At 67.3% G+C, this 14,127-nt stretch carries 10 protein-coding genes and 1 pseudogene; 4 read left to right on the forward strand and 7 right to left on the reverse strand.

The window, feature by feature from the left end; all coding sequences use genetic code 11:
* Positions 1-394: 394 nt before the first annotated feature.
* From JNB61_RS19565 to JNB61_RS19575, 3 genes are all read right to left on the reverse strand, one after another.
* Positions 395-1,417, reverse strand: coding sequence for a LacI family DNA-binding transcriptional regulator (locus tag JNB61_RS19565; RefSeq protein ID WP_220292847.1), 1,023 nt, complete (start codon positions 1,415-1,417; stop codon positions 395-397).
* Between the two features lie 198 nt (positions 1,418-1,615).
* Complete coding sequence (locus tag JNB61_RS19570; protein ID WP_220292846.1) at positions 1,616-3,877, reverse strand: beta-glucosidase family protein; 2,262 nt, start codon at positions 3,875-3,877, stop codon at positions 1,616-1,618.
* Positions 3,878-4,309: 432 nt separating this feature from the next.
* A complete protein-coding gene (locus JNB61_RS19575; protein WP_308291311.1) occupies positions 4,310-5,137 on the reverse strand; it encodes a LacI family DNA-binding transcriptional regulator in 828 nt (275 codons plus the stop codon).
* Here JNB61_RS19575 and JNB61_RS20360 point away from each other — a divergent pair.
* The gene (locus JNB61_RS20360) at positions 5,130-5,261 is read left to right on the forward strand and encodes a hypothetical protein (protein ID WP_262927534.1); all 132 of its coding nucleotides are present in this window, start codon (positions 5,130-5,132) and stop codon (positions 5,259-5,261) included. The two genes, JNB61_RS19575 and JNB61_RS20360, sit on opposite strands and share 8 nt — an antisense overlap.
* On the opposite strand, the pseudogene JNB61_RS20680 reads toward JNB61_RS20360, so the two are convergent.
* From JNB61_RS20680 to JNB61_RS19590, 4 genes and pseudogenes are all read right to left on the reverse strand, one after another.
* Positions 5,249-5,350: pseudogene (locus tag JNB61_RS20680) on the reverse strand (LacI family DNA-binding transcriptional regulator); the annotation flags it as partial. The gene JNB61_RS20360 and the pseudogene JNB61_RS20680 sit on opposite strands and share 13 nt — an antisense overlap.
* Entirely contained in the window at positions 5,350-6,258 is a 909-nt protein-coding gene (locus JNB61_RS19580; protein ID WP_220292844.1) for a carbohydrate ABC transporter permease, read from the reverse strand. The pseudogene JNB61_RS20680 and the gene JNB61_RS19580, both read right to left, overlap by 1 nt.
* Positions 6,255-7,181: a carbohydrate ABC transporter permease gene (locus JNB61_RS19585; protein WP_220292842.1), complete on the reverse strand. Its 927-nt coding sequence runs from the start codon at positions 7,179-7,181 to the stop codon at positions 6,255-6,257. The genes JNB61_RS19580 and JNB61_RS19585 overlap by 4 nt, the downstream gene beginning before the upstream one ends.
* Positions 7,182-7,244: 63 nt before the next feature.
* On the reverse strand, positions 7,245-8,552 hold the full coding sequence (locus tag JNB61_RS19590; protein ID WP_308289258.1) for an ABC transporter substrate-binding protein: 1,308 nt from the start codon (positions 8,550-8,552) through the stop codon (positions 7,245-7,247).
* A gap of 258 nt (positions 8,553-8,810) precedes the next feature.
* Between JNB61_RS19590 and JNB61_RS19595 the strand changes: the two genes are divergently transcribed.
* The 3 genes from JNB61_RS19595 to JNB61_RS19605 are packed head-to-tail and all read left to right on the forward strand — an operon-like array spanning position 8,811 to position 13,869.
* The gene (locus tag JNB61_RS19595; protein ID WP_220292840.1) at positions 8,811-11,462 is read left to right on the forward strand and encodes an alpha-L-rhamnosidase; all 2,652 of its coding nucleotides are present in this window, start codon (positions 8,811-8,813) and stop codon (positions 11,460-11,462) included.
* Positions 11,459-13,564 (forward strand): alpha-L-rhamnosidase-related protein, encoded by a 2,106-nt coding sequence (locus JNB61_RS19600; RefSeq protein ID WP_220292839.1) that lies wholly within the window; start codon positions 11,459-11,461, stop codon positions 13,562-13,564. The genes JNB61_RS19595 and JNB61_RS19600 overlap by 4 nt, the downstream gene beginning before the upstream one ends.
* Positions 13,561-13,869 (forward strand): Dabb family protein, encoded by a 309-nt coding sequence (locus tag JNB61_RS19605; protein WP_220292829.1) that lies wholly within the window; start codon positions 13,561-13,563, stop codon positions 13,867-13,869. The genes JNB61_RS19600 and JNB61_RS19605 overlap by 4 nt, the downstream gene beginning before the upstream one ends.
* Positions 13,870-14,127 lie beyond the last annotated feature (258 nt).

Consider the following 14,127-nt stretch of genomic DNA (forward strand, 5'->3'; position numbering starts at 1 on the left):
CTCTGGTGCACCGTCTGCTTCCAAGCTACCGCTGCGGCTTCGATGCCTTCCGTGAGCATTGATTTCCGCGAATCTCGGCCGATCCTCTGCCACATCGCGCGCTGTGCCGACACGGCTATGTGTATACCGATGTGTATAGCGGTTGGTATCGCACGTCGCGCAGCAAGGACGAGGCGGTAGAGAAGCTCAAGGCGATGATCTGGGAGCGGGACTCACTCGGCACAGTTGTCGATCGGCCGACGGGCGTCAACACATCGGCTGGGTTATGGGTGAGGACAACGCGTCGGGGACGTCGAGCGTTCGCTTTTTCGTTGCATGCGATGCTCACGAAAGCTGGCGGGACAAACCGAAGCAGGGCGCCGCGAAAAATGCGCTGCAGTCGCGCTCTTGTCGGTCAGCCATCGAGGGACGGTGGCCGCGTGGACGTCCGCACGCGCAGTTCCGGTTTGAACACCTCATGCGCCGCAACCGTCCGCCCCTCGAAGCGCTCCATCAGCAAATGCACCGCCCGAGCACCCATCAAATCGCCCGGTTGATGCACCGTCGTCAGCCCTAGGGCGGGATGCGAGGCAATGGGCACATCGTCATAGCCGACGACAGACAGTTCGGCGCCGAGCTCGGCGATCGCACGTTGCGCCCCGAGCGCCAGCTCGTCATGCGCCGCGAACAAAGCGGTGGCGCGGGAGCCGGACTGCAACGCCCGTTCAACGGCCGCACACGCGGACTCCTGGCCCTCGTCTGACCGCCACACGAGGTCGTCATCGGCTTGCCCATGGAGAGCCATGGTTTCGAGGTAGCGTGCCAGTCGGACGCTGTGCGGACCATCCTCATGGGGGTCTGACTCGTGCAGCGTCAGGTGGGCGATCTGCCGATGACCCAGCTCCACGAGATGCGACATAGCTGCATCAACTCCGTGCGCGTCGTCGCCCGCCACCGTGTCGTACATCTCGGATGGACTGTGTCGGCCAATCATCACCAGGGGGGTGGTGCGCGCAATCCGCTCCAAGGCGCTCTGTTCCAGGCGCGGCGAGACGACGATCAGTCCGTCGACCTGTCGGTCCACGAGGGCTTCGATCGCTCGTAAGCCCTCTCGCAGACCGTGCTCGGCCGGCGCGATGACCACCTGGTACGCGGTGTCCGACAGTGCAGCTGTGGTTCCCGCGAGCACTCGCGTGAAGAACTGATTGCCGAAGTCCGGGATCTCGATTCCGATCGTGTACGTGCGGCCTCGCATGGCTCGCGCCGCTACGCGCGGGCGGTACTCCAGCTCCGTCATCGCCGCCGACACCCGATTCCGCATGGAGTCGCTGACGCCATAGGCGTTGCGTAGCACCTTCGACACGGCGGCGCGCGAGACGCCGGCGGCCGCTGCGACGTCTTCGATCGTTGCGGAGCGCGGGCGAGCGGCATCCACCATGTACTGCTCCGTTCCGGAAGTCCGATCGGTAATCTACCGCGCCCATGCGCTGAAACGCCGGTCCCCGCGCGCTGCAGCGAGCGCACCACACGGACCGGCGCATCATCCGGCAGCGGCCCGAGTGACGGCTGCCGTCGGCCAAGACGGCGGCACCGGGTGAGGCGGCGAAAATCTCCGCCACCTCACCCGGCACAGCACTCAGCGGATGGTGAAAGTCGCTGCCGCGGCCGCCTCGACCGAGCCGCCCACCGTCACCGTGAAGGCGCCCGACGGGGTGGTCCACGCCGAGGCGTCCTCGTCCCAGTACTCGAGGAGGTGCATGTCGGCCAGGTCCTCCGGCGACAGCGCCACCTCGACGTTGCGGTGCTCACCGGGCTGGAGTGTCACGCGCTCCCACCCGATCAGACGCTTCGAGGGCTCACCCGCTGCGTCCGGCAGCTGGAGGTAGACCTGTGCCACCTCAGTGCCCGCGACGTCGCCGGTGTTGGTGAGCTTGAACCGCACGCGGATCTCCTTGTCACCCGTGGTCGACTTCGGCGTCACGTTGACCTTGCCGTACGAGAACTCGGTGTAGCTGAGGCCGTGACCGAACTCGAACAGCGGCTCGATGCCCTCGGCCTCGTACCAGCGGTAGCCGACCTTCAGTCCCTCGGTGTAGTCGACCTGGAGGATGCCGTTCTCGTCGGCGACGCCCGGGTACTGCGCCTCCGAACCCGCGGTGGGAATGTCGTCGACCGAGACCGGGAACGTCATCGGGAGCTTGCCCGAGGGGTTGACGTCGCCGTACACCAGCGCAGCGAGCGCCGGGCCGAATTGCTCGCCCGAGTGCCACGCGTGGAACACCGCGTCCACGTCGTCGATCCACGGCATCTCCACGGCCGACCCCGCGTTGAGCACGGCGATGGTGGAGGGCGCGGAGGCCGCGACCGCTTCGATCAGTTGGTCGCCATTGCCGTCCAGGCGCAGATCGGGCAGGTCCTTCGTCTCGCCCATCGTGTAGTAGCCGAAGACGAGCGCCACGTCTGCGGCGGATGCCACGGCCGCGGCCTTCGCGGGGTCGGCGCCGTTGTCATACACGACCTCGCCACCGGCCTGCGTCACGCGCTCGGTCAGAGCGGTGAGCGGGTCGACTAGCGCGTCGCAGTTGAGGGCGGTGCCACCAGGAGGGCCGAACGGGAAGGCCCACGCGCAGGCGGTCTTGGCACTCACGCCACCGGTCGGGACGGTGGAGGCGGTCTGACCGATCACGGCGACGGTGAGGTCACCGTCCGCGAGCGGCAGCACGCCGTCGTTCTTCAGGAGCACCGTGCTCTGCTCAGCTATCTCGCGAGCAAGCGCCTTGTGCTCCGGCGTCGACACGTTCGCGACCGGGGTCGCCGGCACGGGGTGGTCGAAGAGACCACCGTCGATGTAGGAGTGCACTACGCGGTAGGCGGCCTCGTCGATGCGCGCCTGGGTGATCTCCCCAGCCTGCAGCGCGGCGTCCAGTCGAGCCGGCGTGAACCAGATGGGACGGTTGAGTTCCTGGTCGAGCCCCGCGTTCAGCGATTCCACCGTCGAATGCACCGATCCGAAGTCGCTCATGACATAGCCCGTGAACGGGTAGTCCTCGCGGAGGCTAGTGGTGAGGATGTCATTCTCGCACGCGTAGACGCCGTTGACCTGGTTGTACGAGCACATCAGGCTGCCCGGGTCGCTCTTTCGGACGGCGATCTCGTAAGGGAGGTCATAGATCTGCTTGAACGTGCGCTCGTCCATGTTCGACGAGCTCTCCTCGCGCGCAATCTCCTGCTCGTTCGCGACGTAGTGCTTCAGGTTCGCGATGATCGGCTTGTCGGGGTTCCCGTCTTCGAGACCGTTGACGTTCGCCGCCGCCATCAGGCCGGACAACACCGGGTCCTCGCCGAAGTACTCCGAGCCGCGGCCCGACAGCGGCGTCCGGCCGGATGCGATGCCGGGCCCGAGGATCACGGCGTTGCGCTTGTCGAACGACTCGCTGCCGTGTGCGATCGCCTTCTCCTCGCCGAGCTCGAGGTTCCAGGTAGCCGCCACCGCGATGGGACCGGGCCATGCGGTGGTGCCCGCGGCCAGGTAGACGCCGTCGGGGCCGTTGTTGTAGATCACGACCGGCGTGCAGGGGACCTGCGCCGGGTAGATCACCGGTGCTTCACCCGGGAAGGCCGGGTTCCACTGGGTGCGGGTCGGGTCGTTCGCCGGCTGCTCCACGAGCCACCGGTACTTCTGGTGTTGCGTGCTCGCGGCGAGGAGCGCCTGGGTGCGCTCGTCCGCCGTCTTGCTCGTGTCCATCCACGGCACGGTCGAGCAGTCGACGGCCGAAGCGGCAGGGGCGCCGATCGCGACGACACCTCCCGTCGCCAGCATCGTTGCGCCCAGCAGCATCGCCGCCGTGCGCCGGAACCGCCGCGGAGGCGCTCCCTCAGGTCGTTGAGCCAACGTCATCGTGCAATCCCTCTTCGTTGCGGGCCGATCCTGTAGACCGATCTACGTTCGTAGACCGGTCTACCATCTCAAGCGTCGAATTCGGTGTCAAGTGCCAATTCGGATCGCATCTGACTGGAGCAGGAAATGCGCAGTCCGTCACGGTCAAGCAGGCGCGCCCTCGCGATCGCCTTCGTCGGGCCGCTGCAGCAGCGCCAAGATGAGGAGAACGTTGAGCCTCTGGAACCGCACACGGGAAGCTACGGCCGCGTCCCGTCATTGCGAAGCACGTTCTGACGTGTGACGCGACAGCGTCCCCAGGAACGAGCTGGCACGACGTCATGGTGTGCCTCGCGCGCTTCCGCGTATGGAGCGTTACCGATGATCCGGTGCGGCGCGACAGCACGAGATGTGTTCCTCGAGGGTTGCATGGGTGGGGCGTCGGCCCCGGCGTCACCCTCTCTCGAAACCCAGAGTGGATCGGCGCGGAATGAGACGGGGCTCTACGACGATGCGCTGGTGTACATGCGGGATGCCAGCCGCAGCGCTGAGCTCCTCCAGGAGCATGCGAATCGCCGCTCCGCCGAGCGCTTTGCCTTCCATCGCGACCGTCGATAAGCCCACCGTTGTAGGTTCCGCCAGGCGGTTGTCGTCGCACCCCATGACTGCCATGTCGCGCGGCACCGAGATGCCCAGCGCCTCGGCGGCGTTCATGAAACCCGCCGCGAGCGTGTCCGTCACCGTGACGATCCCGTCAGGGCGGGTTCCCGGGCCTCGGGCTGCCACGCGGTGCGCGAGCGCCGCGCCGGATTGCTCGGTCAGGTCGGGAGTGTGGACCTCCTCGAACCGCACACCCTTGGCTTCGGAGACGGCCCGGCGCAGACCTGCGCGGCGGAGGGTGACGGGCTGGATCGCCTCATCACCGCAGACGAACAGCAGCCGGCGGCATCCCTGCTCGATCAGGTGCCGCGCAGCGAGGTAGCCGACCTGCTCGTTGTCGACGACCACGCAGCAGACGCCTTCGTCCCCGGGGTCGTAGTTCACGAGGATCGCCGGACGCCCGCGGGCAGAGAACCGCCGCATCTGCTCAGAAGAGTCTTGCAGCGGGGCAAGCAGCAACCCCGCGACGCGGGCCTCGGCGAAGAAGTCGACGTTCTCGCCCTGCGCCGCGAAGTCGTCCTGACTGGCAGCGAGCATCAGGTTCAGGCCCGCGTCACGGGCGGCCTCCTGTGCCCCGCGGGCCACATCGACGAACATCGAGTTGCCCAGGTCGATGACCACGAGTCCGATGCTCCGCGATCCTCCGGCCGCGAGCGAGCTGGCGTTCGCATCGCGCACGAACCCCAGTTCCTCGATCGACGCGCGCACCTTCGCGATGGTGGACTCACTCACCTTCTGGGGGTGATTGAGGACGTGAGACACCGTGCCCATGGAGACGCCGGCATGGCGAGCCACGTCGCGAAGCGTCGGCGCGCGCATCGAGTCCAGTCCCATCAGCCCTTGACAGCTCCCGAGGTCATGCCTGCGACGATCTGCCTGTTGAAGAAGATATACATGATGAGCGGCGGGATGGTGATCAGCAGGACGTCCATGAAAAGCAGGTTCCACTGGTTCAGCCCCTGCGACTGGTAGTTATACAGCGTGAGCTGCACCGTCGCGTTCTCATCGCCGGGCAGGAAGTACAGCGCATAGGTGAAGTCGTTGAACACGGTGACCGCCTGTACGACGACAACGGTCACGATCACCGAGCGCAGCAGCGGGAAGATCACCTGGAAGAACAGCCGGATCGGACCCGCTCCGTCGATGAGCGCCGCTTCGTCGAGCTCTCGAGGGATTGACGCGACGAACGCCTTGAAGAGAAGGATGCAGAACGACAGACCGAACGCGACGTGGACGGCGATGAGTCCCCACAGCGTGCGGTACATGCCCGTACCCTGCAGCACCCAGATCGTCGGCACCACGGCGGGGGGGATGATGAGACCCGCGAGCACGAGGAAGTTGATGACCGGGTTCCAGCGCGACTGCCTGCGCTGCAGCACGTAACCCACCATCGCAGAGAGGACGACCATGATGGCGACGGCGCCCACGGTGAGGATCGTGCTGTTCACGAAGGCGCGTGGAAGCACGTAGTCGTTGGTCTGCAGCACGGTGACGAGGTTGTCTAGGAGCGCCCACTGCGTCGGCCAGCTGAACTGCAGGCCGGCGGCTTCCTGCTGCGTCTTGGCGGCCGTGACGACGATGAAGGCGAACGGCACCAGGAAGACGAAGACGCTCACGGCGATGCTGACGAGGCCGAGGACGACCCCCTTCCGCCGACGACGACGCGCGGGCCGGCCATTCGGGGTCGTGATTGCGGTGGATCCGGTCGCCGGCGCGGCCGGAGCGATGCTCTGGGAGTTCATGCGTCGCTGCCTTTCCGGTTCAGCCAGAAGGACAGCGGGACGATGATCGCTGCTACGACGACGAAGAGGATCACGTTACCCGCCGTGGAGAGTCCGAAGAATCCGGCCTGGTACTGCTTGTAGATGACGGAGGCGATGACGTCGCTCGTGAAGCCCGGGCCTCCGCGGGTCATGGTCCAGATGAGGTCGAACGACCGCAATCCGCCGATGAGCGAGAGGATGATGACGGTGACGGTGGCGGGTCGGGCGAGCGGCAGGATGATCTGCCAGAAGTTGTCCCACGCGGTCGCGCCGTCGACGCGCGCGGCCTCGAAGTACTCCTGAGGGATCGCCACGATGCCGGCGATGTAGATCAGGGTTGCTAGGCCGACGCCCTTCCAGATGTCGACGAAGGCGACAGACAGCAGGGCGAGATTTGGGTCGGTGAGCCATCCGGGTCCCTGGATGCCGACCAGGGCGAGGGTCTGATTGACCAGTCCGTCGAACGGGTCGAGGAGCACCTTGAAGGTGACCCCGACGCCGATCGTGCTCACCAGCACCGGAAAGAAGATGGTCGAGCGGAGGAACCCGCGGCCGACGATCTGAGAGGTGAGCAGCACGGCGAGGAGGAGCCCGAGCACCACCTTGGCGCCCGACGTGACGAACGCGTAGATGAAGGTGTTGACGAAGCCCTGGACGAGGGCGGGCTCGCGGAAGAACTGGACGAAGTTGTCGAATCCGATGAACTCGACGTCGAAAAGGGTCCACCGCGTCAGCGAGAAGTAGAACGAGGCGCCTGTGGGGACGAGGAACAGGACGAGGAAGAACACCCCCGCCGGGATGTGGAACCAGAGCGGGTACGGCTTGGCCGCGATCCCGTTCGAGCGGCGGCGCGGCGCGCGTGCGGTCTCAGCTTCTTCGAGCTGCTGCGAGATGAGCGTCATCGTTCTCTCCTGACGGGAGGGGTGGGGGCGGCGCGTGGCCGACCCCACCCCACCGGACGAGTGTTACCAGTCCAGCCCGAGCTGCTGGGCCTGCTTGACGACATCCTCGTCGTACAGGGCTGCACCGTCAGCCGCCGAACGGATGCCCGAGCCGACCTCCACGGTGATCTGCTCGAGCGCCGGTCCCTTGATGGGCGACAGGAACTCCAGCGCAAGGCCGGTGTTGCCCTCGTCGAAGTACGTCTGCATGTCCTTCACCAGGGTGGGCGCATTGTCGGGAAGGTCGCAACCCTCGACCACGAACGGGCCGCCGAGCGTGATCGACTCAGCCTGGATCTCGCAGCTCGCGGGGGTGACGAGCCAGTCCAGGAACTCCTTCGCCGCCTCGAGCTTCGCACCCTCGGTGGTCTTCGGCACGTACACGCCGTTCGGCATCCACACCGTCAGTCCGTTCGCGTCGGCGTTTTCGCCGGGGATCGGGAACACGCCGACGGAGGCATCGGCGTCCGGGTAGTTCTCACCGAGAGCGGCCGCGACGTTCCCCGTCAGCATCGGGTAGTGCGCGGCTTCGCCCTCGGCGATCATGCGCACACCGTCGTCGTAGATGGCCGACGCGAAGTCCTCGTTGAGCAGTCCGGCCTCGGAGATCTCCTGCATGTACTGGAAGCCGGCAAGCGCGGGCGGGTCGGCGTACTTGCGCTCCCCCTCAGTGTACGCCTCGGCCCAGTCCGGGTCCTCGGCGCTGACGTTGTAGAAGTCACCCAGGACGAACAGCTGCGACGTCCAGGTGTCGCCGTAGGTCTGAACGACCGGCACCTTGCCGGCGGCTTTGATCGCCTCGTTATTGGCCATGAACTCATCCCAGCTGCGCGGAACCTCGAGGCCGAGCTCGCTGTAGATGTCCTTGTTGTAGATCATCGCGCCCGCGAACGAGGCGCCCACCGGCGCGCCGTAAAGCCCGTTGTCGGTGGACACCGCGTCGACGAAGTTGTCGTCGAGGGAACCCGCCCAGTCCTCGTCACCGAGGGGCACAAGCGTCTGATCGGGGTTGAGCGCCTGCAGGAGGGAGCCGGAGTTGTACCAGAACAGGTCGCTCATGTCACCGGTGGACAGTCTGGTCTTGATGAGGTTGTCGCCCTCGCCGCCGGCCGGGTGCGTCTCGACCTCGACCGAGACGCCGGACTCTTCCTCGTACGCGGCCGCGAGGCCCTCCCACAGCGCCACCGACGACGGGGTGCTGTCGATGTAGACCGAAAGCTCGGTCGCTTCGCCATCGTCGCCTCCCCCACCACCCGCGGAGCAGCCGGCCAGCGCGAGCGCGGCCGTCGCGGCGGTGGCCCCAACCACCCAGCGCGTCTTGTGATTGATCACGTTTACCTCCATGTAAATGTCCGTCCGCCTGCGTCCTCGCTCACGGAAGGTTGAAGCGGTTCACTCGCGAGCCACCGTAGAGCGGTCTCCACCGCGTGTCAAGACGAGCGAAGATCACGGTCGGGTAACGCCGTTGCGGCGCACGATTTCGGGGGACATGAGTTGACGCGGGCAGCGGTGTCTCCGTAGAGTCCCACTCTGAAGCGGTTCATTGCGGATCCGGAGACGCCGCGAAGCCGCGCATCGAGAGGACGACCCTTGACACTGCCTGCTTTCCATTCCGTCGACGTGGCCACCCGCATCGTGGGGCTGCGCAGTCAGCACGACCCCCGCCTGCTGGGTGTGCCCGGCGGGGACGTGCGCCTGCGGTGGATGGTCGAGAGCGCGGATGCCACCGCTGCGCAACTCGGCTTCCAAACGCGTTCGCGTCGTCCTGGTGCGGACTGGACCGTCGCGGAGCCCCTGGAGGGCTCGGAGGCGATCGATCTCCCGGCCGCCGATGGACCGCTCGCCGTCCGCGATTCCCGCGAGTACGCCGTGCGCATCGCCACGCCGCACGGCTGGACCGAGTGGAGCGACCCCGTACGCGTCGATGCGGGGGTTCCGGGTGACGCGCTGGAGGCGCTCGTGATCGACGTGCCGAGTCGCACTGGAGGACCTGTCCCGACGCTGCGTCGTGAGTTCGAACTCGACGCCGTCCCCGAGCGCGGCCTCTTGCGCATCTCCGCGCTGGGGGTCTACGACGTCTGGCTCAACGGCATTCGCGCCACCGACGGCTTCCTCAACCCGGGATGGAACGCATACCAGCGCCGCATCCTGCTCGACACCGTGGACGTGACCACTCTCCTTCAGGCCGGCCGCAACGCCATCGCGATCACCGTGGCCGACGGCTGGTACCGCGGACGAATGGGGTTCGCCGGGCGGACCGAGATCTACGGCGACCGCATCGGCGTCATCGCGCAGCTTGAAGCCGACGGCACCGTGGTAGTCGCAACCGACGAGTCCTGGCGCGGCGGCTTCGGCCCCATCCTCGCCGCCGGCATCTACGACGGCTCGACCGTGGACTTCACGCTCGACAACGGGGACCCGAGCATCGCGGGGTTCCATGACGCGGACTGGATGCCGGTGCGCACTGTTCCCACGGACAAGGCGGTGTTCCAGCCCCGTGCCGTCGCGCCGGTGCGCGCCATCGCGGAGTTCCCGATGCAAACGTCGGTCCGCGGGGGCGCGACTGCCCTCGACGCGAGGCAGAACATCGCAGGCTGGGTACGGCTCACGGTTGAGGGCCGTCGCGGAGACACCGTGACTGTGCGCCATGCCGAGGTGTTGGAGCCGGACGGCGCGTTGCACACCGCCGCGCTGCGCACCGCCAAGGCGACCGACACCTACGTGCTGGGCTACGACGGGGTGACCGTGCTCGAGCCGCCGTTCACCTTCCACGGCTTCCGCTACGCCGAGGTGACCGGGACGGCGAAGGTTGTCGAGGCGACGGCGATCGCGATTTCGACCGACCTGCCGGCACGGGCGTCGTTCGCGAGCTCGCATGAGACACTGAATCGCTTCCACGAGAATGTGCGCTGGTCGCAGTTGGACAACTTCGTGTCGCTTCCCACCGACTGCCCGCAGCGTGACGAGCGTCTCGGTTGGACGGGTGACGCCCAGGCGTTCGCGGCGACGGCGTCGACGCTGTTCGACACCGAAACCTTCTGGGAGTCCTGGCTCCAGGACCTTGAGATCGAGCAGACGGACGAGGGCGGCGTGCCGTCGATCGTGCCGAACATCATCTTCGAAGGCGACATGCAGATGGGTGTCGAGAATACCGACACGATGGGTCGCGCGGGATGGGCGGATGCGGCCACCATCGTGCCGCTCGCGGTGTTCCAGTCGTACGGCTCCCGCCACGTCCTTGCTGCGCAATTGTCGAGCATGCGCCGTTGGGTCGAGCACCTTCGCCGTCGTGCCGGCGAGGACGTGCTGCTTCCCGAAGAGCCCTTTCAATACGGCGACTGGCTCGATCCGGACGCTCCGGCCGACCGGCCGTGGGAGGCGAAGGTCGACTCCCTGTTCGTCGCCAACAGCTTCTACGTGCAGTCCGCCCGGCTGCTGGCGCGGGCCGAGTGCGAGCTCGGCGACGCGGCGGCGGGCGAGGCGACGCTCCGGCTAGCCGAGTCGGTCGCGGCCGCGGTGTGGCAGAGGTGGGGCGCCGAGGCGGGTCGGACCCAGACCGGTGCGGCGATGTGCCTGGTATTCGACATCGTTCCCGACGCTGAGCGCGCGACCCTCGCCGCGCAGCTGGCCGCCGCCGTGCGCGCTGAGCGCGGCCGCATCGCGACCGGCTTTCTCGGGACGCCGCTCGTCCTCGACGCCCTCAGCGCGAACGGTCACCTCGCGGAGGCGTACCTGATGCTGCTGCGGCGCGACGCCCCGTCGTGGCTGTATCAGGTCGACCGGGGCGCGACGACGGTGTGGGAGCGCTGGGACGCCATCAAGGAGGACGGCAGCATCCATCGCGGCGAGATGGCCACGCACGATGACGACAGCATGATCTCGTTCAATCACTATGCCTACGGCGCGGTGATCGACTGGGTCTACCGCAACGTCGCCGGGCTGGCGCCCGCGGAGCCGGGCTACCGCGTCGTGCGCGTCGCGCCCCGCCCGGCCGAACAGCTGCGCAGCGCCCGCGCCACCATCGCGACCGGGTTCGGCCCGCTGTCGTCGGAGTGGACCCTCGATGACGACGACACGCTTCGTCTGATGCTGCGCGTGCCGTTCGGATCCGAAGCGCGCCTGGACCTGCCCACGACCGACGCGTCCATCGTGACGGTCGACGGAGCACCAGCCCCGCGCCGCCTGTCGCACGGCGAGCATCGCATCATCGTGAGCGCCGCATCCGTCGTCGAGGCATCGTGACCACGCGGGAATCCTCCGTCGCCCGCGACTTCGGCGCGCCGAGGGCGCCCCGGATGGCCCACCTGCGGGATGACCTCGTGCAGGCGGCTCGCTCCGCCGGAGCCGACGCGCTGCCGGACTTCGTCGCCGCGCCGGCTGGGCACACCTGGCTCTACGCGCACGGCGACTACCAGGCAGCCGCCCTGTCGAGGGTTGTGACCGAAGGCCACGCAACGAACCGGTTCGTGGACTATGCGCTCAACTTCGCCGCTCCGCGCGGTCGCGCACACTTCCGCACAACCCTTGCGCTGGACACCGACGACTTCCGGTTGCTGACCACCGGCCGCGCGACCGTGCTCGTGGATGGGCACGCGCGTGTCGAAGGCGAGCGAGGCGCGATCTCCGCCGGGGCTCTGCGCGCAGGATGCCGCGTCGATGTGCTGGTGGATGCCGATGGTCCCGAGCCTCCGGCCGTCGGCATCCGCGATTCTCCCGCGCTCGCTCAACGCTGGGAGACCACCGAAGACGGTGTCGCCTGGGCCGAGGCGGATGCACGAGATTCGGACGACGTCCCGCCGCACCGCCGCGGTGAGGCGGAAGTCGTCGTGCCCATGCAGGCCGTCGGAGGCGGCGTGTTCGCGCTCCCCGCACCGATGCTCGGGCGCATCGTGGTGTGCGCGGACGGCGAGCCGGCGCTCACAACAGGCGAATCGATCGAAGAGGCGCTGGCCGATCCCGCTTTCAGCGAGAGTCGAGCGACGCTTGATGTCGCCTGCGACGGCGAGTATGTCAGCCGCCACCAGCTCGGGTTCCGGTTCGCACGACTGTCGGGCGCCGACGTGCACGCTGTCACAGTGCGAGCGGCCATCAGGCCCGCGACGCACCGCGGCGCGTTCGTCACGGACGACCGCGTCCTCAACGCGATCTGGGCGACGAGTGCCTACACGCTCCGGCTGTGCATGCAGACCTTCCTCATCGACGGCATCAAACGGGACCGGATGCCATGGATCGGCGATCACGCCCTCGGCGTGCTCACCAACGCCTACGCCTTCGGCGACGCCAGCCTCGTGCGCGACACCCTCACCGCCCTCGGCCGGCCGCGACACGGCTACATCAACGGGATCTCGGACTACTCGCTGTGGTGGGTGATCTCGCAGGGGCTGTACCAGCGCTTCTTCGACGACACGGCCCACCTCGCGCGGGAGTGCGACCATATCGATCGCTTCCTGGCGGACCTTGCACATCACGCCGGTGCAGACGGCGTATTCCGTCCGTCGGAGCTACCCGATTCCTTCGCGGAGTCCGGTCCCGGATCACTGTTCCTCGACTGGGGCGTGACGCTCAAGCCGGACGGAGACGCCACCGCCATCCAGATCCTGTGGCATTGGGCGCTTCGCTCCGGCGCTGAGGTGCTCGCCAAGGCGGGTCATCCGGGGGCGAACAGATGGAGCGAGCTCGCTGGCCGTACGCGGTCTGCATTGCTTGAGCGGGCCTGGAGCAGGCGTGACCTCCGCTGGCGCGAGTATCTCGATCACGACGGCGACCCGACCGCCTATCCCAACTTCCTCGCCGCGCTGTCTGGCCTTGCTCCCGAGACCGCCGAGCACCACCAAGACGGCGTAGCGGACATCGTGGCCAACACCGTTGCAGGAACGCCGTTCATGCGCGCGTTCGCTCTGCTCGGCCTCGGCCGGCTGGGACGGCGCCCCGAGGCCGTCGCCGAGGTGCGCCGGCTATGGGGGCGCATGCTCGACGCGGGGGCGTTGACCTTCTGGGAGGAGTTCGGCGAGACCGGTACGTCGCCGTATGAGATGTACCGCCGCCCCTACGGAAAGAGCCTCTGCCACGCCTGGTCCGCCGGCCCCGCTGCGATCCTGCCGCAGCTGGTGCTCGGGCTTGCGCCGCTCGCCGACGGCTGGCGGGAGTTCTCGGTGGACCCCATGCTCGGCGAGCTGGGATGGGCGGGCGCTGTCATCCCCACGCCGCACGGCGACCTCGTCGTGCACGCCGATCGCGCGCGGACGATCGTGGAGGTGCCGGAAGGCACAACGCTGGTTCACGACACCGTGCGCCACACCGGCCCCGTTCGGGTCGAACTGCCGACCGCCCAGGTTAGGCGATGACCGGCATCCTGCACATCGTGCTCGTGACGTTCGCGACAACCGCAACGGGCGATGACCGCGCCGCCATCCGCGAAGGCCTCCGTTGCCTTGGCGAAGCGATACCCGAGATCGTCAGCCTTGAAGAAGGCGAGAGCATCAGTACCGAAGGCCTCGAAGACGGCTTCGAGTACGCATTCGCGATGCGCTTCGAGTCCGCCTCGGATCGCGACGAGTACCTGTCGCATCCCATGCACCAGGAGTTCGGCGGTGTGCTCGGCGGGTGCGTCGACCGCATCGCTGTGTTCGACCTCCCGACGCGCGCCTGACTGAGGGAAGATGCCGCAGCACATACGCCGACGTGCGGATGTAATGCGATCGATCTTAGGTAGGACCTGGTCGCAAAAGGACACAGCGAGCTCAGGATTCGTTGAGCAAGTGTGGACCCATCAGTTCCCCGTGCCGAAGTCTGACTTCTGCTTGGTCGACCTTGCCAGGCCTCAAACTCGCGGAGTCTGAAGTACTTTTGTTGCTTGTGCCCCTGCGTGCCGGTCGGCGCAGCGACAGCTTCGCACGTGCGCGACCTT

Origin of the sequence: Microbacterium ureisolvens (genome assembly GCF_019511645.1) — a bacterium.
In the GTDB taxonomy this organism is placed as follows: domain Bacteria; phylum Actinomycetota; class Actinomycetes; order Actinomycetales; family Microbacteriaceae; genus Microbacterium; species Microbacterium ureisolvens_A.